Annotated in this window: 17 protein-coding genes; 10 read left to right on the top strand and 7 right to left on the bottom strand. The window is 34.0% G+C overall.

Annotated features, from left to right (window positions below; genetic code table 11):
• Positions 1 to 119: 119 nt before the first annotated feature.
• Complete coding sequence (locus QMA06_RS08290) at positions 120 to 581, bottom strand: GbsR/MarR family transcriptional regulator (protein ID WP_290206399.1); 462 nt, start codon at positions 579 to 581, stop codon at positions 120 to 122.
• A 144-nt stretch (positions 582 to 725) separates the two neighbouring features.
• On the bottom strand, positions 726 to 875 hold the full coding sequence (locus tag QMA06_RS08285; protein WP_290206398.1) for an SsrA-binding protein: 150 nt from the start codon (positions 873 to 875) through the stop codon (positions 726 to 728).
• 597 nt (positions 876 to 1,472) lie between these two features.
• On the opposite strand from QMA06_RS08285, the gene QMA06_RS08280 reads away from it, so the two are divergent.
• Together QMA06_RS08280 and QMA06_RS08275 are read left to right on the top strand one after the other, a co-directional pair.
• Positions 1,473 to 3,431: an endonuclease gene (locus QMA06_RS08280; RefSeq protein WP_290206397.1), complete on the top strand. Its 1,959-nt coding sequence runs from the start codon at positions 1,473 to 1,475 to the stop codon at positions 3,429 to 3,431.
• Positions 3,432 to 3,606: 175 nt separating this feature from the next.
• A complete protein-coding gene (locus tag QMA06_RS08275; protein WP_290206396.1) occupies positions 3,607 to 4,557 on the top strand; it encodes a calcium/sodium antiporter in 951 nt (316 codons plus the stop codon).
• A gap of 130 nt (positions 4,558 to 4,687) precedes the next feature.
• Here the strand turns inward: QMA06_RS08275 and QMA06_RS08270 are convergent, their stop codons facing one another.
• Positions 4,688 to 5,713, bottom strand: a complete 1,026-nt coding sequence (locus tag QMA06_RS08270; RefSeq protein ID WP_290206395.1) for a glutamine synthetase beta-grasp domain-containing protein — start codon at positions 5,711 to 5,713, stop codon at positions 4,688 to 4,690.
• Between the two features lie 175 nt (positions 5,714 to 5,888).
• On the opposite strand from QMA06_RS08270, the gene QMA06_RS08265 reads away from it, so the two are divergent.
• The 4 genes from QMA06_RS08265 to QMA06_RS08250 all read left to right on the top strand — a co-directional run bounded on the left by QMA06_RS08265 (position 5,889) and on the right by QMA06_RS08250 (position 11,539).
• Positions 5,889 to 8,075, top strand: coding sequence for a glutamine synthetase III family protein (locus tag QMA06_RS08265; protein WP_290206394.1), 2,187 nt, complete (start codon positions 5,889 to 5,891; stop codon positions 8,073 to 8,075).
• 548 nt (positions 8,076 to 8,623) lie between these two features.
• Positions 8,624 to 9,298 (top strand): porin family protein, encoded by a 675-nt coding sequence (locus QMA06_RS08260; protein ID WP_290206393.1) that lies wholly within the window; start codon positions 8,624 to 8,626, stop codon positions 9,296 to 9,298.
• Between the two features lie 45 nt (positions 9,299 to 9,343).
• Positions 9,344 to 10,522: an AIR synthase related protein gene (locus tag QMA06_RS08255; protein WP_290206392.1), complete on the top strand. Its 1,179-nt coding sequence runs from the start codon at positions 9,344 to 9,346 to the stop codon at positions 10,520 to 10,522.
• 12 nt (positions 10,523 to 10,534) lie between these two features.
• Entirely contained in the window at positions 10,535 to 11,539 is a 1,005-nt protein-coding gene (locus QMA06_RS08250; protein WP_290206391.1) for a DUF3078 domain-containing protein, read from the top strand.
• Positions 11,540 to 11,598: 59 nt separating this feature from the next.
• Here QMA06_RS08250 and QMA06_RS08245 read toward each other — a convergent pair whose 3' ends face one another.
• Complete coding sequence (locus tag QMA06_RS08245) at positions 11,599 to 12,159, bottom strand: ATP-binding cassette domain-containing protein (protein ID WP_290206390.1); 561 nt, start codon at positions 12,157 to 12,159, stop codon at positions 11,599 to 11,601.
• Between the two features lie 706 nt (positions 12,160 to 12,865).
• Between QMA06_RS08245 and prfA the strand changes: the two genes are divergently transcribed.
• The 3 genes from prfA to QMA06_RS08230 all read left to right on the top strand — a co-directional run bounded on the left by prfA (position 12,866) and on the right by QMA06_RS08230 (position 15,837).
• Positions 12,866 to 13,942 (top strand): peptide chain release factor 1, encoded by a 1,077-nt coding sequence (prfA, locus tag QMA06_RS08240; RefSeq protein WP_290206389.1) that lies wholly within the window; start codon positions 12,866 to 12,868, stop codon positions 13,940 to 13,942.
• A gap of 222 nt (positions 13,943 to 14,164) precedes the next feature.
• The gene (gene pyrF, locus QMA06_RS08235) at positions 14,165 to 14,980 is read left to right on the top strand and encodes an orotidine-5'-phosphate decarboxylase (RefSeq protein ID WP_290206388.1); all 816 of its coding nucleotides are present in this window, start codon (positions 14,165 to 14,167) and stop codon (positions 14,978 to 14,980) included.
• 80 nt (positions 14,981 to 15,060) lie between these two features.
• Positions 15,061 to 15,837: an ABC transporter substrate-binding protein gene (locus QMA06_RS08230; RefSeq protein ID WP_290206387.1), complete on the top strand. Its 777-nt coding sequence runs from the start codon at positions 15,061 to 15,063 to the stop codon at positions 15,835 to 15,837.
• Between the two features lie 313 nt (positions 15,838 to 16,150).
• Here QMA06_RS08230 and QMA06_RS08225 read toward each other — a convergent pair whose 3' ends face one another.
• From QMA06_RS08225 to purU, 3 genes are all read right to left on the bottom strand, one after another.
• A complete protein-coding gene (locus QMA06_RS08225; protein WP_290206386.1) occupies positions 16,151 to 16,348 on the bottom strand; it encodes a Lacal_2735 family protein in 198 nt (65 codons plus the stop codon).
• Between the two features lie 87 nt (positions 16,349 to 16,435).
• On the bottom strand, positions 16,436 to 17,143 hold the full coding sequence (locus QMA06_RS08220) for a DUF4197 domain-containing protein (RefSeq protein WP_290206385.1): 708 nt from the start codon (positions 17,141 to 17,143) through the stop codon (positions 16,436 to 16,438).
• Positions 17,144 to 17,210: 67 nt separating this feature from the next.
• Complete coding sequence (gene purU / locus QMA06_RS08215; RefSeq protein WP_290206384.1) at positions 17,211 to 18,065, bottom strand: formyltetrahydrofolate deformylase; 855 nt, start codon at positions 18,063 to 18,065, stop codon at positions 17,211 to 17,213.
• A gap of 145 nt (positions 18,066 to 18,210) precedes the next feature.
• Between purU and QMA06_RS08210 the strand changes: the two genes are divergently transcribed.
• Complete coding sequence (locus tag QMA06_RS08210; RefSeq protein ID WP_290206383.1) at positions 18,211 to 21,651, top strand: methylmalonyl-CoA mutase family protein; 3,441 nt, start codon at positions 18,211 to 18,213, stop codon at positions 21,649 to 21,651.
• The last annotated feature ends 167 nt before the right edge of the window (positions 21,652 to 21,818 follow it).

Here is a 21,818-nt window from a genome sequence, read left to right as displayed (position 1 = left end):
GTAATGTTAATGTAATTATGGCCGCGATAAGCCATCGAGTTAGTGTTAGCATTTCTTTGAATTATAATTTGGTTTTATGGTTCAGAATTAAAAGAACTAATGCGATTAAAAAAATAGAATTATCGGTTTTTCCAATTTTCTATAAGTTGTTTACTCTCTTTTTGGTAATATTCTATAAATTGGATTAAATCCTTTAATTGTTCATTAAATTCTTTTGTATCGGTGGTACGATTATCTAGAATTTCTTTAATTACATCATTGTAAGCGGTTAGCCCTTCAATACTTTCAGATAATGTATTTTTCCATTGTCCAAGTCTCGTGTGAAAATAGCGTTTACGGTCACCAAGTTTTGTTTTGTAACCAATGCGTTTTAACATGAGTAAATTATTAATGGCATTGCTCGTGGCGCTTTTGCTTAATAATAAAGCCTCTCGAATATCATCGAATGAAAGTTCTGTATTATCAGCAACGGTGAGTAGTGCGTCCACCCGAGATGATGCCGGCGAGAGACCCATACTCTCTTGGATGACTCCCAAGCTCTCAATTAGTTCTTTTTGCTTATCAGTTAATTTGTTATCCATATCTTGGACAAATATAAAGTTTTTTTAGTTCTAATGTAAAAGAACTAAAAATTTTAATGCGTTATGCCTTATTATTATAGGAATAATAAGTTTATAATAAAAGGAATACTTTTATAAAACAATAGTAATCACTTAAGGTATTTATTACAATACATTCTTGGTAACATAAGCCCGCCACCCGATTATAGCAAGTTGTAACTTAGAAGCTTTACTAAGATCTAATTGTTTTTTAGTGTAAGAAGGTAAGACAGCTTTATTGATTTTGGCTAAAGCTTTGAATAATAATTTCTTCATTTTCGTTGTGAATAGGTGTTATACCTAAAGTCGCTTAGCGACAAAAATAGTAAAACTTATTCTAGAACTAAGCTCTACATTTTTTTTTGATTGGTGATTTTGATTGATTGTTTAGTCTATTTTAATTAAATAGTAGCTAAAATTATTTCAATAATCAGTTTTGCAATAGTCATCATAATTTTTTGGTTTTAGAGGTTAATATTTGCGTTAGTTATCTAACTGAGTTTTCAATATATAGGCTTAACATCTTATATTCCAAATGTTTTTGTAAATATTCACCAATTTGCATTCTAATTTATAAGTTAAATTACGATTGTAATTATAAAAATATTATTAAAGTCTACAATAAAGTTATAAATTATAATATAAATTATCCGTTTGTATTGTGATTTCAAATAATTATAGGGCATTTCTAAGGACGTTTATAAATTCGTAGGGCGATTTCATCCTTAAAGCAGCTGAAATTTCGAAAATCATCATTGTAAGAAAATTTTATGCGGACCATTAAAATGGTTTTAGTAATGGGCTGATGTGTATTTAATTTTTACTTAACTCACGAATTTAATTTTAAACCTATATTTGTCTGAAAAATAAGAAATGAAAAAAATTACTTTTATATTTTGTTTGTTAATTTCTGGCTTCAGTTGGTCTCAGGTTTTAATAATTAATGAATTAGATGCCGACACTCCAAGTACAGATACCGAAGAATTTATTGAGTTAAAATCACAATCACCTAACTTTGCAACCGATGGATTTATATTGGTGTTTTTTAACGGCTCTAGCAGCGGAGGAGACAAAAGTTATTTTGTCTATGATTTAAATGGTCTTGTTACTGATATTAACGGTTTATTGGTAATTGGGAGTACTAACGTCAGCCCTTTTCCTCAAGCATTAATACCTGAAAGTGTAATGCAAAATGGAGCAGATGCTGTCGGTATTTATCAAGCATCAGTAGAAGATTTTCCTGAAGAAACCATTGCCACACAAAACAATCTTATCGATGCTTTGGTTTATGGAACAAACGACAGCACAGATACAGGTTTATTGGCGTTGCTAGGACAATCCATTCAATATAATGATAATGGTACGAACGCAAATCCAAAATCTATTCAACGCTTTGTTAATGAATTTAATGTTGCCACTTATTCGGCTGAGACCCCAACACCGAGACGCGAAAATGATGGTTCGGGTATTGCTATAAATCCCATTTCTATTTCTGTTGATCAAATAGAGTACGGTGAAGACGTCGTTTTTGAAATAAATTTTACATCAGAAACTACTTTGACTTCAGATTTAAACTTCAATATAAGCTTAAATAATTTTGGTTTTAATAGTTCAGATTTTATAGGCAATACTAATTTAACAATTCTTGCAGGTGAAAATTCAACCAATACGACGATTACGTTAATAGACGATTCGTTTGATGAAGGCGATGAAGTGGCAAAAATTCAATTTTTAGATTTAATAGAACCTATTGTTGCTTCAAACAATTATCTTGAAATAAGAATAGTAGATAACGATTTTACCGTTGCACCTTTTGGAACTCCACTCGATCCAACATACGGAATTGTGCCAAGTACAAAACCTAGTGGTTATTATAATGATACAGATGGTTTAGCCGGCGTAGCATTAAGACAGGCCTTACAAAATATAATTGCAGACCCGGAGACGGTGCGGGCGCATACTTACGCCGATGTTATTGCTATTTTAAATGAAGCAGATCAAAATCCTAAAAACAGTAATGAAGTTTGGTTAGTATATTCTGAAAAAGGACGGCCTAAACTCGATATTCAAACGAGTTCTTATAATAATGGTAAATGGAATCGCGAACATACATTTCCGAGGTCGAGAGGCGGATTTGATGATATTGAAGCCGATGAAATTGCGGATGGGATCGATGTGTATTGGCAATCAAAAGCAGATTCTCTTCGTCATGGAAATTCAGATGCACATGCTCTGAGAGCAGCGGATGCCTCGGAGAATAGTTCACGTAACAATAAGCATTATGGCGAATACAATGGCCCTTCGGAAACTTTAGGTAGTTTCAAGGGGGATGTTGCTCGTAGTGTGTTATATATGGCCATTAGATATAATGGATTAGAAGTGGTTGATGGCTATCCGAATATTACTGGTCAACTAGGTGATTTGGCAACTCTTTTGGATTGGCACAGAAATGATCCTCCAGATGATTTTGAGATGAATAGAAATAACATAATCTATAACTGGCAAAAAAACAGAAACCCATTTATAGATCAACCACTTATGGTAGAATATATTTGGGGTAATAATGTTGGAGATACTTGGTTGCAAACACTTAATATTGCTGATAATCAAACGCCGGTAGTATCGGTCTATCCAAACCCTACTGCAGGACGAGTTTTTGTTTCAAAATTAAATACTAGTGTTGATGTCGATCTCTATTCTGTAGATGGTAAGCTATTAAAACGATTTATTAATGTTGACGATTATATTGATTTAAATGTAGCATCAGGGTTGTACCTGTTGAAATTAAAAATTGATAATCAAACTTCAATTCAAAAAATTATTGTGGATTAATAGATCAAGAGGAAATTATAAAAAAAGTCAAACTGAATAATTTCAATTTGACTTTTTTTTTGCACGACGTTTATTGTGTTTTAGTTTTAAATTTATGGAGCAACATCTTTTAGTTGGTCTTAAAATGAAATATTATCTTCGCGTATTAAATTAAAAAAAAATAAATTAATAGGGCATGAGTGTATTTCTAGTTATAGCTGGTTTAGCATTGTTAGTTGTTGGTGGTGATTTTTTGGTAAGAGCGTCAGTGGGGCTTTCGTTTAAATTAAAAATTTCAAAATTAGTTATCGGTATGACGGTCGTATCGTTTGCCACATCGGCACCAGAGCTATTAGTTAGTTTACAGGCTGCGTTAGATGGGGTGTCGGATATTTCTTTGGGCAATGTAATCGGTTCTAATATTGCCAATTTAGGATTGGTGTTAGGAATTACTGCTATTATATCTCCGCTCGCAGTAGATAGAGAGTTTTATAAATTGAATTGGCCTATGATGATGCTGTTGTCGTTTGTATTATATTATTTTTTGAAAAATGATTTAATACTTTCGGCAGCAGAGGGAGCGATTATGTTGGTGGCTTTAGTCGTGTTTCTTATTATTTTAATTAGAAGTTCTCGGAAATCAACTAAGGCAAGCATTGATACGGTAGATGATACTTTGGCGCAAGTATCTAACTTTAAGATTATAGCTTGGTTGCTAATAGGGTCTGCTGGATTATATTTTGGTTCAGATTGGTTGGTGGAAGGTGCCAAACAGTTAGCGTTACAGGTCGGTATTAGTGATTATGCAATATCAGTAACGGTAATAGCTATAGGTACAAGTGTGCCTGAGTTAGCAGCTTCGGTCATTGCAGCATTAAAAAAGGAGAAAGCCATTTCATTAGGTAATCTTATAGGTTCTAATATATTCAATATTGCTTCAGTTTTGGGTGTAACCGCTATGATAAAACCTATTGTTGTGAATCCTGAGACTCCAGAAATATTATCTACTAATATTTGGTGGATGATTGCATTTGCAGCCATCTTAATTCCGTTGATAATGATCCCAAAACGTTTCGAAATTGGGAGATTAAAAGGGATGTTCCTATTTGGAGCTTATATGGTATTTATCTATTTAACCCTGAAGTAAAATATATTGAGGCGTAACATTTATATATTCTGATAATTTATTAGCTATTGCAGTGTAATTAAATTAAGGTATAAAAAAGCTTGCAGAATTCAATCTGCAAGCTTTTTTAAATTATTAGAATAAATGCAATTTAAGAAATATCAGCACCTTTTACCGTCTTAATAATTCGACCTGCAATTTTGTATGGATCAGCATTAGAAGCTGGTCTTCGGTCTTCTAGCCAGCCTTTCCAACCTTTTTCTACGGTGATAATAGGAATACGGATAGAAGCTCCTCTATCGGAAACACCATAACTAAAATCGTTAATAGACGCTGTTTCATGATCACCCGTTAAACGTTGGTCATTAAACTCACCATAAACTGCAATATGTTCCTTAACGACTGGGCGGAAAGCTTCACATATTTTTTCGTATGTTTCTTTGCTGCCACAGGTTCTTAAGGTTTCGTTAGAGAAATTCGCATGCATACCAGAACCGTTCCAGTCCATGTCTTTTCCTAAAGGCTTCGGGTGGTATTCTATATAATAGCCATATTTTTCTGTTAAACGATCTAATAAATATCGGGCAATCCAAATTTCATCACCAGCTTTTTTAGCGCCTTTTGCGAACAATTGAAATTCCCATTGTCCGGAAGCGACCTCTTGGTTGATTCCTTCAAAGTTTAAACCGGCATCGATGCATAAATCAGCATGTTCTTCCACTAAACCTCTACCATGTGTGTTTTTGCCGCCTACAGAACAGTAGTACATACCTTGGGGTGCAGGATAGCCTCCAATTGGGAAACCTAACGGTAGTTCCGTCTTTTTATCCATTATAAAATATTCTTGCTCAAAACCAAACCAAAAATCATTATCATTATCATCGATTGTAGCTCTACCATTGGAGATGTGAGGTGTGCCATCAGCATTTAAAACTTCTGTCATTACCAAATAACCATTTATTCGGTCTGGATCTGGATAAATGGCTACAGGTTTTAATAAACAATCAGAAGAACCTCCTGAAGCTTGTCTGGTAGATGATCCATCAAAAGACCACATGCCTAATTCTTCAATTGTACCGTTAAAGTTTTCATGCTCTTCTACTTTGGTTTTGCTTCTCAAATTTTGAGTGGGATAGTACCCATCTAACCAAATATATTCTAGTTTAATTTTTGCCATAATGAAATTGTGTTGTTTTCTTATCGGTACAAATATTGGTATTTTTTTTCTTCGGTCAAAAAAATCAGGGCACATTAGGTAAAATATGTAAAATTATTATTAATAACCCTATTTTAAGAAGGGTGGTGTGGTATATTTTAAAGATTTTGTATTTTTGCTTAAAAATATTATCAATATGTCAACACTTAGATTTCATGCAGTAAAGGCTTCATTAAAAAGAAGACCTAAAAAAATTAAAGAAGAAAAACGACGTTCTGAAGTATTTGGACAAAATGTTTTTAATGAAACCGCAATGCGCCAATATTTAACAAAGACGGCGTTGACGGGCATTTTAGAAGCTGTTCAAAAAGGTACTAAAATAAATCGTCTCATAGCCGACCATATCTCAACAGGAATGAAGGAATGGGCAATCTCTAAAGGTGCAACGCATTATACACATTGGTTTCAGCCGCTAACTGGTGCCACTGCAGAAAAGCACGATGCTTTTTTTGAAACCATAGGTGATGGTCTTGCTATCGAAAAATTTGGAGGTGATCAATTAGTGCAGCAAGAGCCAGATGCTTCTAGTTTTCCAAACGGTGGTATTAGAAATACATTTGAAGCGCGTGGTTATACGGCATGGGATCCTACATCTCCAGCTTTTATATATGGTACAACATTGTGTATCCCTACGGTTTTTGTATCTTATACAGGTGAAGCCTTAGATAATAAAACTCCGCTTTTACGTGCGCTTCAGGTTGTGGATAGTGCTGCTGTGGCGGTATGCAAATACTTTGATAAAAATGTAAAAAAGGTAAATGCATCTTTGGGTTGGGAACAAGAATATTTTTTAATCGATAATGATTTAGCAGCGTCTCGTCCAGATATCGTTTTAACAGGAAGAACATTATTGGGGCACTCTCCAGCTAAAGGTCAGCAGCTCGATGATCATTACTTTGGTACCATACCTAATAGAGCAATGGCATATATGCGCGATTTAGAAAACGAATGCATGTTGTTGGGCATTCCTGTAAAAACTCGACATAATGAAGTGGCTCCTAATCAATTTGAACTAGCTCCTATCTATGAGGAAGCAAATTTGGCTGTAGATCACAACTCATTATTAATGGATATTATGCAAAAAATAGCAAAGCGCCATAACTTTACTGTGATGATGCACGAAAAGCCTTTTGCTGGTGTTAATGGGTCTGGCAAGCATAATAATTGGAGTCTAAGCACTAATACTGGGGTTAATTTGTTATCGCCAGGAACTACACCTATGAGTAATCTTCAATTTTTAACATTCTTTATTAACACTATTAAGGCTGTTCAAATTCACGAAGAATTATTAAGAGCAGCTATTGCTTCCGCCAGTAATGATCATCGATTAGGTGCAAATGAAGCACCACCAGCCATTATTTCGGTATTTATTGGGCAACAATTAACAAAAGTTCTAAACGAACTGGAGACGGTTACCAAAGGGAAATTATCACCCAAAGAAAAAACAGATTTAAAACTAAATGTAGTTGGTAAGATTCCTGAAGTGATTTTAGATAATACCGACAGAAACCGTACCTCTCCTTTCGCTTTTACGGGTAATAAATTTGAATTTAGAGCTGTGGGCTCAACTGCGAATTGTGCTAATCCTATGACGGTTTTAAATACTATTGTGGCGAACCAATTAATAGAGTTTAAAAAAGAAGTGGATGCGCTGATTGATGAAAAAGCAATGAAAAAGGATGATGCTATATTTAATGTCCTAAGAGAGTATATAAAAACATCTAAAGCGATTTTGTTTGAAGGTAATGGTTATAGTGATGAATGGGAAAAGGAGGCTAAAAAACGTGGTTTAAGCAATAATAAAACAACACCAGAAGCACTTAAGATTAAAATCGCCCCATCTTCAATTGAACTTTTTGATAAGCTAGGGGTAATGAATAAAGTAGAGTCTGAAGCCAGGTATGAAATTGAAATGGAAGAATATATCCTCCATATTCAAATTGAAAGTCGGGTGTTAGGTGATATTGCGCGCAACCATGTTGTGCCAACTGCGGTAAGATATCAAAATATATTAATCGAGAATGTAACAGGGCTCAAATCTATATTTGGTGATAAATTTAAAGATTTAGCTAAAGAACAATTGTCGCTAATAGAGCAAATATCGCAACATATAGAAGCTATTAATTCATTGGTTACTAAAATGACTGACGTTCGTAAAACTTTAAATAAGAAAACCGAAATAGAAGTTAAAGCAACTGGTTATTGTAATAAAGTAAAACCACTATTTGAAGACATTAGGTATCATTGTGATAAACTTGAGCTAATGATCGATGATGAGCTTTGGCCATTAACTAAGTATAGAGAGCTTTTATTTACTAAATAAGCATATTAACAGTCATTTACAACTTTTTAATTCGTGATATTTACTTAGTTTATACGTGATTATACGTATACGAGGAAGGTCGTAAAGTTTAAATTGTGTTGTTTGTCGATAACATCAAACTAGTTGTCGAAAACACAGTGGGTTCGTGCCAAATAATTGGGAATAGCCTCTTCTACAATACGTTTGTTTCGTATATTTGTAGGGCTATTAATCAATATTTGTAAAAATGAAAAAGTTACTACTTAGTGTGGCTATACTTGTCGGAGCGACCCTTGTTCTTTCACAAGACAAATCGGAAGATTTGAATAATGTAACGAAGGATAAAGTTGTAAATGTACAGGCTAAGCTACAAGCAGAATCTTAAAAGTTAAGGTTGTTATTTAAGGTATTTATTTACCATTAATATAGAGGATATAATCGAGTTTTCGATTATATCCTTTTTTGCTTTTTTAAACTTAACGTCACCAGATAGGAGCTAAATCATTTCAAAATTTTTATATTGCCAAATCTTCCCCTAAATTCTATACTTAAACCCTAATTAATCGTTTATGATTTCTAACTGTCTTGCCAAAATATTTTTTATCTCTTTTGCTATTCTAAGTTTTAATAGTGTATGGTCTCAACAATCAGATATAAAATCTCAAGAGTCCATTCGAAATAAATACACTTTTTTTGAACATAGAGGAACTCATGCTATAGATGCCGCAGTTGGATCTGCCAAAGTTGATGGTGATTATTCAGAATCTGAGTTCGATTTGTACTTTAGGGTTGGTTATAAATATCATCTTACAAGCCATTTAAATGTGAATATATCTTATAATAAATATAATGTGGTCGTTAAAGATGTTTTTAATGAAGGTTATATGTCTTTCGATTTAAATTTAGAATTCTTGTTGAGCCCTTATTCAAAATTCACTCCATATTTATACATCGGCGGTGGTTATAATGCTGCAAATTATTTTGAAAATACAGCGACCAAAGCACAAGGGGGATTAGGTTTCGAATATATCATAACGGATGGTGTAGGCGTAAAACTCTTTAGTGAGTATAATTTAATGTTTACAGATGAACTAGATGGAAACATTGCGGAAGATGGAGATGATACGTTAATTAGAGTGGGTTTAGGTCTCAATTTTTATTTTGGAGGCAATAAGAAAAAAGAAGCATTACGTAGAAAAATGAAAACAGTAATTAATTCTAATCTAATCGTTCCTTATAATTAAACGCAATTCTTACTTTTGCAGTACCAATTCTAATACAATTGTTCCATGAGTAATTCGGTAAGTAAAAGATATGCACAAAGAGGTGTTTCTGCCTCTAAAGAAGACGTTCATAATGCCATTAAGAATATAGATAAAGGTTTATTTCCAAAGGCATTCTGCAAAATAGTACCCGATTACTTAACTAATGACGAAGCGTATTGTTTAATAATGCATGCGGATGGAGCCGGTACCAAATCGTCATTGGCTTATATGTATTGGAAAGAAACGGGAGATATATCGGTCTGGAAAGGTATAGCGCAAGATGCGTTAATAATGAATATAGACGATTTAATTTGTGTTGGTGCGACCGATAATATTATGTTGTCTTCAACAATTGGAAGAAATAAAAATTTGATTTCAGGTGAAGTGATCTCCGCAATAATTAACGGGACAGAGACTTTAATTGAAGATTTAAAATCCTTTGGTGTCACTATTCATTCTACAGGTGGGGAAACTGCGGACGTTGGTGATTTGGTGAGAACCATTATCGTAGACTCTACCGTAACGGCTCGTATCAAAAGAAGCGACGTTATCGATAATGCTAATATAAAAGCTGATGATGTTATTGTTGGATTGGCATCCTTTGGGCAAGCTACTTATGAAACTGAATACAATGGTGGCATGGGAAGTAATGGTTTAACATCGGCTCGGCACGATGTGTTTTCTAAATACTTAGGTGAAAAATATCCGGAAAGTTTTGATGCAGCGGTACCAGAAGAATTAGTGTATTCTGGCCAGACTAAACTTACAGATTCAGTGGAAGATGCTCCTCTAGATGCTGGTAAATTGGTGTTGTCCCCAACACGAACCTACGCTCCCATAATAAAAGCAATATTAAACACCTATACAAGCGAAGAAATTCACGGTATGGTGCACTGCAGTGGAGGTGCACAAACCAAAATTCTGCACTTTATAGACCAACTTCATATTGTAAAAGATAATATGTTTGCTGTTCCACCGTTATTTAAACTGATTCAGGAACAGTCTAAAACCGATTGGAAAGAAATGTACCAAGTATTTAACTGTGGGCATCGTATGGAGTTATACGTAAAACCAGATGTTGCCAATGCTATTATTGAGATATCTAAATCTTTTAATGTAGATGCTAAGATTATCGGTAGAGTAGAGGCGGCAAATCAGAAAAAGTTAAGTATTATAAGTGAATACGGTACGTTTACCTATTAAGATGTTAGTAACATGAGAAATTATTCGTGGTTTATTTTTGGTGTAGTTATTTTATGTTCAACGGTAGTATCGGCACAGCCAGATTCGTTGTACTTTTTAAAGAAAAAGGAAGTGCCTATAGAATTGGGATGGCGAACAAAAAAAGAAGTGGGTCTAACCCTTAATCAAGTTTCTTTTACAAACTGGAGTGCAGGTGGAACGAATTCAATTACAGGTATTATAACGGGAGCAGCTTCTGCTAAGTATAAAAAAGAAAAATGGTTTTGGAATTCAAATTTCAATGTGCGTTATGGCTTAAATAAGCAAGCCGAAAAGGACGTAAGAAAAACGGATGATGTTATTGAAGTGTTGTCAAATATTGGATTAGAAAAGAATTCAAAAAGTAATTGGTTTTATTCCTCAAGATTTAGTTTAAACACACAATTATCCAATGGATACAATTATCCTAACAGAGACGACGCTATTTCCAAATTCTTTGCCCCAGGATACATGTTTTTTGGTCTAGGTATGGAATATGGAAGACATATTGAACGGCTTTCTTTTTATGGGTCTCCATTTACTTTAAAAACGACATTTGTTTTAGACGATGACTTGGCAAACAGAGGAGCGTTTGGTGTCGATCCTGCCATCTATGATATGGAAGGGAATATTCTTAAAGATGGAAAGAAGGTACGCCAAGAATTGGGGATATTATTAACCAATCAATATCAAGAAGAAGTGTTTGAGAACATGAAAATTACAAGTCTCTTGCGATTATATACCGATTACGTTAATAGTTTTGGAAATATTGATATTGAATGGGAACTAAATCTAGACATGAAAGTCAATAGATATGTTAAAGCCACATTAGGTTCGCATCTTAGGTACGATGATGATATTAAAGTCGAAGTTGAAACAAACGAAACTACTAACGAAGAGATTGTTATTGTCGGAGCAAAATTACAATGGAAGCAAATTTTAGGGGTTGGAGTTGTTGTAGATTTAGATAACATTATAAAATCAAATGGGTCCTCTTAAGCGTTATTTTTTTTAGAAATTTAAGCTTAAATTATTTTTACCAACCGCAGACTACAACATTAAAGACTCCCTGCGCTCAAATACTTATAATCCTCAAGTTCAGTTAGCTTATTGATTTTTTTGGTAGTGCCATTTTTCAGTAAGTAAATCACGTCAGAAGATGCGATGATATGCTGATACCTATGGTCAGAAATAATTATGGCTTTCTCTTTTTTTTCCGCAGCGATAAATTGCTTAATTTTTTCAATATGTATTGGTGCTAAGTGTGAAAATGGCTCGTCTAAAAACACAATGTCACTTTTGGTTTTTAGAACAATATAGGTTTCTATAAGGCGTCTTTCTCCACCAGAAAGTGTCTCGAACTTGGAATGTTCATATTTTTTAAATTCTTCAAAACGTTCCACAAAAACAATCCAATCTAAGTCGTATAATTTAAAAATAAAGGACAATTTGAATCCATCTGGTATAAAATTATACTGAGGTAAATATTTAGCGATTCCTGTAGAATATAAAGGTTTTAAAAGCGGTTGGTTATCTATGCGAGCCAACTTATATTTAGGCGTCAAATTTCCAAATGCAACATTGAGTAAACTACTTTTTCCACAGCCATTTCTACCCAAAATTTGCTGTCACTTTTCCTGTTTCAGCTTTTAAATAAATACCGTTTAAAATGCGTTTGTTCTTAAAGTATAGTTCTAGATTATCTAATTCGAATATCAATTTTGGTGACTTTTTAGTTGCGCTTTTTTATATTTTACTATTCTTCGAGAGATCAAGTAAATTCTCTAAAAACACTCAAATAAACAAGCGTTAAAAAACAATCTATAATAAACATTATGAAAAACAGCTTAAACGGCGAAATACCTATATTCTTATAAAACGTTAACTTACGTTTATTTGGTGTTTCACTTATATAATACCATACAAAAATTAAAAGAAATAATTTGGTCGCGATAGCTGGTGCAACGTGAGCATTAAAAAATGCAACAACAGCGGTCACCAGAAACGACCAAACCACAAATGGTTTATAAAAAGCGAGTATAGCTAGGAAACGATACATAGTTATAGGATAACGTTATTGCGGAGGATTTATTCTTATAATAAATATTGAATGCCTAAAAAAATTAATGAGATTGAATTAGAAAAAAAATTGCTTCGCCTATAGTAGCAAGAGCCTAGACAGAACTATTGAATTTTATAAGGTTAAATAAAAGTATAAATTGAAATAAAGGTAATTTATAATTGAATCTAAGTTTTATATTCTAACAGCGAAGCGGTCTAATATCTTAAAAATACCGTATTTTTGAAATCCAATTTTTGAAGAACATGTTAGAGAAAATTCAGATTATAAAACAACGATTCGATGAGGTTAACGACCTTATCATTCAACCCGATATTATATCCGATCAGCAGCGCTATACTAAGCTGATGAAAGAATACAAAGACCTTAAACTCATTGTAGATATAGGTGAAATATATAAAGAAGCCTTAGATAATATTTCTGAAGCTGAAGAAATCATAGCAGATGGTTCTGATGACGAAATGGTAGATATGGCTAAAATGCAACTCGAAGAGGCCAAGGAAACTATAGATAAGCTCGAAGAAGAAATTCGCTTTATGTTAATTCCAAAAGACCCTGACGATGCTAAAAATGTTGTTGTTGAGGTTCGTGCAGGTACAGGTGGCGACGAAGCTAGTATTTTTGCTGGAGATTTATACCGCATGTATTCTAAATATTGTAGCGATAAAGGTTGGCGTGTCGATGTGGTGAGTCAGAGTGATGGAACTTCTGGTGGTTTTAAAGAAATTATCTTTGAAGTTTCTGGGGAAGATGTTTACGGCACTTTAAAGTTTGAAGCTGGTGTACACCGTGTGCAACGCGTGCCACAAACCGAAACTCAAGGTCGTGTGCATACCAGCGCAGCAACGGTTATGGTATTACCAGAAGCGGAAGAGTTTGATTACGAATTAGACATGACCGAAGTTCGGATAGAGCGTACAACGTCAACGGGACCAGGAGGTCAATCGGTTAATACAACCTATTCGGCTATTAAGTTACATCATGAGCCAACAGGAATGATTGTGAGTTGCCAAGATCAAAAATCATCACATAAGAACTTAGAAAAAGCCTTAAAGGTTTTACGTTCACGTTTATACGATTTGGAATTAGCTAAACAACAAGCTGCGGATTCTGAAAAACGTAAAAGTATGGTGAGCTCTGGTGATAGAAGTGCCAAAATTAGAACCTACAATTATCCACAAGGTCGAGTAACCGATCATAGAATTGGCTTAACGCTATACGATTTATCGAATATTATAAATGGGGATATTCAAAAAATTATTGATGAATTAATGTTGGCTGAGAATACGGAGTTGTTGAAGGCTAATGATGATGTAATCTAAATTTCTATTTAAACAGAAATCTCGTGAGTTTTTAAAACACTTTTACGTTAATCTAAGAATACTGATAAGACGAGTTATTTAAAGTATAATAAAATTCATTTTAGCAGTTTGAGATAGATATGAGGTTCGTTATAGTATTATATTCATTGCTCTTTTCTGTTTCTTGAAAAGCTGGAAGTTTACATGTAAGTAAAAGAGATATCTAGGAATAATTTAAAAAAAATGACCACAAAGCAACTTATAGACCAAATACGCAAAAAGCAATCCTTTCTATGCATCGGTTTAGATGTTGATATAAATAAGATCCCAAAACATTTGCTAGAAGAAGACGATCCCATCTTCGCTTTTAATAAAGCCATAATAGATGCCACACATCACTTATGCGTGGCATATAAACCCAACACTGCCTTTTATGAAGCTTACGGCATTAAAGGTTGGCAAGCCTTAGAAAAAACAATCAATTACCTTAACGAAAACCATCCTGAAATATACACTATTGCAGACGCTAAACGTGGCGATATCGGCAACACAAGTTCCATGTATGCCAAAGCTTTTTTTGAGGATTTAGGTTTTGATAGTGTTACTGTAGCACCATATATGGGAAAAGATTCTGTGGAACCTTTTTTAGCTTTTCAAGATAAGCACACCATTCTATTAGCTTTAACATCCAATCAGGGGGCATTCGATTTTCAAACATTAAGCGTTAATGGACAAGAATTATATAAGGAAGTGCTCTCGATTTCAAAATCATGGAAAAATTCAGAAAACTTAATGTACGTAGTTGGTGCCACCAAAGCCGAATTTTTGGCAGATATCAGAAAAATTATTCCAAATAGCTTTTTGTTGGTACCTGGTGTTGGCGCACAAGGAGGAAATCTACAAGACGTTTGTAAGTATGGTATGAACGATTCGGTTGGTTTATTAATTAATTCATCTCGAGGAATTATTTACGCTTCGCAAAATTTAGATTTTGCAGAAGCTGCGGCTAAAAAAGCTGAGGACTTACAATCGCAAATGGCTGTAATATTGAGTCAATAATTGCAGCTTCAGCCACAGTTCAAAGAATAGTTTTATATAACAGAAAACTTGAATATGACAAAGGGACTGAAACTAAAAAAATGAAAGATCAATTACAAAGAGAATTTCATCTAAAAAACACACCAAAACGAATCGTCTCGTTAGTTCCTTCTCAAACGGAACTATTAGTAGATTTGGGTTTAGAGCATTCCATTGTTGGAGTGACTAAATTTTGTGTGCATCCTAAGCACCTAAGATTATCTAAAAAAGTGGTTGGGGGAACAAAACAAATCAATCTTCAAAAAATAAAAGATTTAAAACCCGATATTATTCTTTGTAACAAAGAAGAAAATACAAAGGAAATGATTGAAGAACTTGAAGCTATGGCTCCAATTCATGTTTCTGATATCTATAACTTGGGTGATTGCTACGAGTTAATTGAGATGTACGGAGAAATCTTTCAGGTTGAAAGGGAAGCTTCAGAATTAATTTCAAATATTCAAAAAGAGCGTGAGACATTTCAGCTTCAAATTAAAGCTACCGAGAAACAAAGAGTAGCCTATTTTATTTGGAAAAATCCTTGGATGGTAGCAGCATCAGACAATTTTATTGATGCTATGATAACTGAAGCAGGATTTTTAAATGCATTCAAAGATAAAAAGCGCTATCCTGAAATTGAGTTAGAGGATGTAAATTTGAAAGAAGCGGATTATATTTTTCTATCTAGTGAACCCTTTCCATTTAGACAGGAGCATGTTTTAGAATTTCAATTAAAATTTCCGGAAAAGGTGATTAAAATTGTAGATGGTGAATTGTTCTCTTGGTATGGCAGTCGCTTGCTTAAATCGTTTAATTACTTTAAAAACCTTCAAAAATAGGAGCAAAAAAGTCGATACCTAACTAAAATATCGACTTTAAACTAACTAACGTTTTTGCAATCTAACTAATTCAATCTGTTGCACTACAAAGGTGCTGATATTCTTTAGTTTATATGTTATGTTAATATTAGGATATAATTAAGTGTAGTTTAAAATCTGTCTTAAATATTGATACATAAAGCTCAGGTATTTACTTCAAACATAGTTTTAAGATTTACAAATTTTTGATAACGCAACATTGTATTGTATGCGAATCACAGCCACCTACGTAAGCCATAGCAAAAACTTGTATAAAATGTTATTAAAGATGCGATTAATTAGTCTGTAAGTTAGAACTCCGTTCTATAAATTCAATTTTATTGAGTTTATTTAAGATTTTTGTGGCTTTAAACTCTGAAAAATCACTTAAGGCATGATCTGTTTGTCTTAAATTATAGGCCTCTTCAATAAGTTGCTTATACTTATTATTTAGTTTTTTCTTTTTGTTCAGAAGTCGATTTAAATTAGCCACAACGAAAACATATATTAGTTATGCGTTGAAAGTTAGTGATTTATATTATAAAAGAATATTAAAGTTTTAAAAAATATTTCGACAATATTAATCTTGCAAAGCAAATACCTTTCTTAATAAATCGGTCCCACGAGAAGAAACTTTAGTTCTAATTTCCTTCTCTTCAACAGCTATCATGGTGTAAACACCTTTTAGTGCTTCTCCAGTGACATAATCCGTTAAATCCGGATTAACATTGTTGGTGAAAGGTAAATTATTGTACTTAGTAATTAGGTTAGACCAAATTTGATCGGCTCCAACTTTACTGATTGAGTTATCAATTACTGGTTTAAATTTATTATACAGCTCGGTTTGTGTTCTAGAATTTAGATATGTTGTTGCAGCATCATCTTCACCTAAAAGTATATTTTTTGCGTCGGTAAAAGTAATGCCCTTTACTGCATTTACAAATATGGGTGTTGCTTCAGATACCGCGTCTTCAGCCGCTCTGTTCAATACTTTTAAACCTTCATCTGCTAAACTACCTAATCCTATTTTGCGTAAAGCTTCATCTACTTTTTGTAATTCACTTGGTAATGCTATTCTAACCAATTCGTTTTTAAAAAAACCATCTTCTTGGGTCAGTTTAGTTACCTGTTTATCAATACCAAAATCCAAAGCTTGTCTTAAGCCAGCTGCAATATCAGTATTACTCAATACGCCACCCGATTGTGGTAATTGGTTAACAACATCTTGTAATTCTGCACAAGCGGTTAAATTGAAAATAACGAGTATAGCAAAGATTTTTTTAATCATAATATCGATTTTTATAGACAAAGATATATTTTTATATATTGATATGCGGTTTTATGTCAATAGAGATTTACGAAAAGATAATAGTTTTATTATTAAAAACCATCACTTTTCTAGTCGCATGTAGTTTAATAGCATTAGATAGCACAATTTTTTCTAAATCACGACCTTTAGCAATTAAATCTTCTATGGAATGTGTATGTGAAACATGCGAAACATCTTGCTCAATTATTGGTCCTGCATCTAATTCTTCGGTAATATAATGACTTGTAGCTCCAATAATTTTCACACCACGTTTATAAGCCGAATGATAGGGCTTTGCACCGATGAATGCTGGTAAAAAGGAATGGTGAATATTAATAATTTTATTTGCGTATTCATTGATTAACGTACTAGATATAATTTGCATGTAACGCGCTAAAACTATAAAGTCAATATGATGCTTTTTAAGCAATTTTAATTGGCTTTGTGCAGCTTCTTCTTTTGTGGTCTTGGTAATAGGAACATGATAAAACGGAATATTGAAACTATCCGCAATTGGTTTTAAATCGAGGTGATTACTGAGTATAAAAGGAATTTCTAGAAACAATTCACCCGAGTTATAACGACCTAAAATATCGTATAAGCAATGGTCGTATTTAGAAACAAATAAGGCCATTTTAGGCTTCCTTTCAGCCGAATATATGCGCCATTTCAGCTTAAATACTTCCGCTAATTTATTTTGAAATGCGTATTTGAAATTTTCAATAAAAAAGGTATTGGAAATAAACTCACATTCCAATCGCATAAAAAATATATTTTGTTCTCTATCTACATGCTGATCAATATAAACGATATTCCCGTCGTTAGAAGCAATGAAATTGGTAACCGAAGCAATAATATTTGGCTGATCGTCACAATGTATAAGTAAAGTGATTTTATGCATAAATGTCATCTTGAATGAATAGTTAAAAGTAATTAAAATTGTAAGCCATTTGTGCTTTCTTTAAGATTTAGATATTTACCGATTATTGCTTTAATTTTTTGAATTATCCGTAAATTTGCCATTCAAATTAGCAAGATTTTTACGAATGGAACAAGCCACACCATATAAGCCAAAACATAAAGTACGTATAGTAACCGCCGCATCTCTTTTTGATGGGCACGATGCTGCCATTAATATTATGCGCCGCATTATTCAATCTACAGGAGTGGAAGTGATTCATTTAGGTCACGACAGAAGTGTAGAAGAGGTTGTAAATACAGCCATCCAAGAAGATGCCAATGCCATAGCTCTGACTTCTTATCAAGGAGGTCATAACGAGTATTTTAAATACATGTATGATTTGCTTAAAGAAAAAGGGGCGGAACATATTAAAATCTTCGGTGGAGGAGGAGGAGTTATTCTTCCTGAAGAAATCAAAGAATTAATGGATTATGGAATTACCAGAATTTATTCTCCAGACGATGGAAGAGCTCTAGGGTTACAAGGCATGATTAATGATTTGGTGCAACAATCAGATTTTGCAATTGGCGATAAGTTGAATGGCGAAGGTAAAGTACTTCACGAAAAAAATCCTAAAGCCATTGCAAGGGTGATTTCATCTGCCGAAAATTTTCCTGATGTAGCAAAAGAAACTTTAGAAGCTATTCATACTAAAAACAAAAATTCTAATACACCAGTTCTCGGAATTACAGGAACCGGTGGAGCAGGAAAATCGTCGTTAGTAGATGAGTTGGTGCGACGATTTTTAATCGATTTTCCGGAGAAAACCGTCGGTTTAGTATCTGTAGATCCATCTAAACGAAAAACGGGTGGAGCACTTCTTGGTGATAGAATTCGTATGAACGCCATCAATTCACCAAGAGTTTATATGCGAAGTTTGGCAACGCGTCAATCTAATCTAGCATTGTCTAAGTATGTTAATGAAGCTGTTGAGGTATTAAAAGCAGCCGAATATGATTTAATTATTCTTGAAACTTCAGGAATCGGTCAATCAGATACCGAAATTATAGAACATTCTGATGTCTCGCTTTATGTAATGACACCAGAATTTGGAGCAGCGACACAGCTCGAAAAAATAGATATGCTCGATTTTGCCGATTTGGTGGCAATCAACAAATTTGATAAACGGGGATCTTTAGACGCACTTCGCGATGTGAAAAAACAATACATGCGTAACAATAATCTTTGGGATATTCCACAAGATGAGTTGCCAGTTTACGGCACTATTGCTTCGCAATTCAATGATCCAGGAATGAATACGCTGTATAAAGCCATTATGGATAAATTGGTTGAAAAAGCAGATTCAGATTTAAAATCTACTTTCGAAATTTCAAAGGAAATGAGCGAGAAGATTTTTGTCATTCCACCGAGTAGAACCCGTTATTTATCTGAAATCGCAGAGAATAATAGAGCTTATGATAAAACCGCCGATGAACAAGTTGAAGTGGCTCAAAAATTATATGGAATTTATAAGACCATTTGTTCTGTCGGTAATGTTACCATGAAAACCGTCGAAAGATCTTTTATTGGAAAGTTAGGTTTAAATGAAGAAGAAATTTTAGCCCAAGTGGAGGATGAAAACTCAAAAGCATTTTTAGGACTTTTAATTAAAGAATTCGACCGTATAAAATTAAATTTAGACCCATATAATTGGGAAATTATAACAGGTTGGGACGATAAGGTAAATCGTTATAAAGATCCCATCTATTCCTTTAAAGTTAGAGATAAAGAAATTAAAATTGAAACCCATACGGAATCGCTTTCTCATACGCAGATTCCAAAGGTTGCATTACCAAAATACCAAGCTTGGGGAGACATTTTAAGATGGTGTTTGCAAGAAAATGTACCTGGTGAATTTCCATATACAGCCGGACTTTATCCATTTAAAAGAACTGGAGAAGACCCTGCTAGAATGTTTGCAGGCGAAGGTGGACCCGAGCGTACCAACCGACGTTTTCACTATGTTAGTGCAGGCTTACCAGCAAAACGGCTGTCAACCGCTTTTGATAGTGTAACGCTTTACGGAAACGATCCAGATTTGCGTCCAGATATCTATGGTAAAATAGGAAATGCAGGTGTTTCAATCTGTTGTTTAGATGATGCTAAAAAGTTATATTCAGGATTCGATTTAGCCAATGTAATGACCTCTGTGAGTATGACGATAAATGGGCCAGCACCAATGTTGTTAGGCTTTTTTATGAATGCAGCTATTGATCAACAATGCGAAATTTACATTAAAGAAAATGACTTAGAAAAAGAAGTCGAAAAGAAAATTGAAGCGATTTACAAAGGGAAAACACGTCCAACATATAATGGAGATTTACCTGAAGGTAACAATGGTTTAGGGTTAATGCTTTTAGGAGTAACTGGAGATAAAGTTTTGCCTTCGGATGTTTATGCCGAAATTAAAAAGAACACAATTGCTCAAGTGAGAGGAACGGTTCAAGCGGATATTTTAAAAGAAGATCAAGCACAAAACACCTGTATTTTTTCTACGGAATTCGCTTTGCGTTTAATGGGTGATGTTCAAGAATATTTCATCGAAAATAATGTTCGGAACTTCTATTCGGTTTCAATTTCAGGTTATCATATTGCTGAAGCTGGCGCTAATCCAATTACGCAATTAGCGTTGACTTTATCCAATGGATTCACTTATGTAGAATACTACCTGTCACGTGGCATGGATATCAATAAATTTGGTCCAAATTTATCCTTCTTCTTTTCCAACGGAATTGATCCAGAATATGCAGTAATTGGTCGTGTGGCACGTAAGATTTGGTCAAAAGCCTTGAAACAAAAATATGGTGCTAATCCAAGAGCTCAAATGTTGAAATATCATATTCAAACATCAGGACGTAGCTTGCATGCTCAAGAGATTGATTTTAATGATATCCGTACGACGCTTCAAGCGCTATATGCAATTTACGATAATTGTAATTCTCTACACACAAATGCGTATGATGAAGCAATAACGACCCCAACGGAAGAATCGGTTAGAAGAGCTATGGCGATTCAATTAATTATTAATAAAGAATTAGGATTGGCTAAAAATGAAAACCCAATCCAAGGTTCATTTATCATTGAAGAGTTAACTGATTTAGTAGAAGAAGCTGTGTTATTAGAGTTTGATCGCATCACGGAAAGAGGTGGTGTGCTTGGTGCTATGGAAACGATGTACCAACGTAGTAAAATACAAGAAGAAAGCTTGTATTACGAAACGCTTAAGCATAATGGTGATTTTCCGATTATTGGTGTTAATACTTTTTTGAGTAGTAAAGGGTCGCCAACGGTTCAACCAGCAGAGGTCATTAGAGCTACTGAGACTGAGAAACAATTTCAGATTAAGACATTAGAGCATCTGCACGAAGCACATAATTCAGACGAATTATTAAAGGATTTACAAAGTAAGGCCATAAATAATGAGAATATTTTTGAAGCCTTGATGGAGGTTTGTAAAATATGTTCGTTAGGGCAAATTACATCTGCCTTATTTGAAGTAGGTGGGCAATATCGCCGAAACATGTAAGCAGAGAACCAGTTTTGGCTTTTTGTGAAAAAGAGTTTGAATAGCTTATGTTGAGCGAAGGTGAAGTGTTTAGGTCTAATTCAATGAAAAAATGTGAAGTCTTTGCGTAGGTCAAATTGAAGAATCTTTAAAATAATATATTAAAAGCGTTTTGTTTTCAAAACGCT

Source organism: Winogradskyella bathintestinalis (assembly GCF_030407435.1).
GTDB classification, from domain to species: Bacteria; Bacteroidota; Bacteroidia; order Flavobacteriales; family Flavobacteriaceae; genus Winogradskyella; species Winogradskyella bathintestinalis.
Note: the sequence above shows the minus strand (reverse complement) of the source record. Positions and strands in the feature narration are given on the sequence as shown.

Bases quoted from the DNA above. Each gene is read 5' to 3' on its own strand.
- QMA06_RS08290 (WP_290206399.1), bottom strand. From the start codon at position 581: ATGGATAACAAATTAACTGATAAGCAAAAAGAACTAATTGAGAGCTTG.
- QMA06_RS08285 (WP_290206398.1), bottom strand. From the start codon at position 875: ATGAAGAAATTATTATTCAAAGCTTTAGCCAAAATCAATAAAGCTGTC.
- QMA06_RS08280 (WP_290206397.1), top strand. From the start codon at position 1,473: ATGAAAAAAATTACTTTTATATTTTGTTTGTTAATTTCTGGCTTCAGT.
- QMA06_RS08275 (WP_290206396.1), top strand. From the start codon at position 3,607: ATGAGTGTATTTCTAGTTATAGCTGGTTTAGCATTGTTAGTTGTTGGT.
- QMA06_RS08270 (WP_290206395.1), bottom strand. From the start codon at position 5,713: ATGGCAAAAATTAAACTAGAATATATTTGGTTAGATGGGTACTATCCC.
- QMA06_RS08265 (WP_290206394.1), top strand. From the start codon at position 5,889: ATGTCAACACTTAGATTTCATGCAGTAAAGGCTTCATTAAAAAGAAGA.
- QMA06_RS08260 (WP_290206393.1), top strand. From the start codon at position 8,624: ATGATTTCTAACTGTCTTGCCAAAATATTTTTTATCTCTTTTGCTATT.
- QMA06_RS08255 (WP_290206392.1), top strand. From the start codon at position 9,344: ATGAGTAATTCGGTAAGTAAAAGATATGCACAAAGAGGTGTTTCTGCC.
- QMA06_RS08250 (WP_290206391.1), top strand. From the start codon at position 10,535: ATGAGAAATTATTCGTGGTTTATTTTTGGTGTAGTTATTTTATGTTCA.
- prfA (WP_290206389.1), top strand. From the start codon at position 12,866: ATGTTAGAGAAAATTCAGATTATAAAACAACGATTCGATGAGGTTAAC.
- pyrF (WP_290206388.1), top strand. From the start codon at position 14,165: ATGACCACAAAGCAACTTATAGACCAAATACGCAAAAAGCAATCCTTT.
- QMA06_RS08230 (WP_290206387.1), top strand. From the start codon at position 15,061: ATGAAAGATCAATTACAAAGAGAATTTCATCTAAAAAACACACCAAAA.
- QMA06_RS08220 (WP_290206385.1), bottom strand. From the start codon at position 17,143: ATGATTAAAAAAATCTTTGCTATACTCGTTATTTTCAATTTAACCGCT.
- purU (WP_290206384.1), bottom strand. From the start codon at position 18,065: ATGCATAAAATCACTTTACTTATACATTGTGACGATCAGCCAAATATT.
- QMA06_RS08210 (WP_290206383.1), top strand. From the start codon at position 18,211: ATGGAACAAGCCACACCATATAAGCCAAAACATAAAGTACGTATAGTA.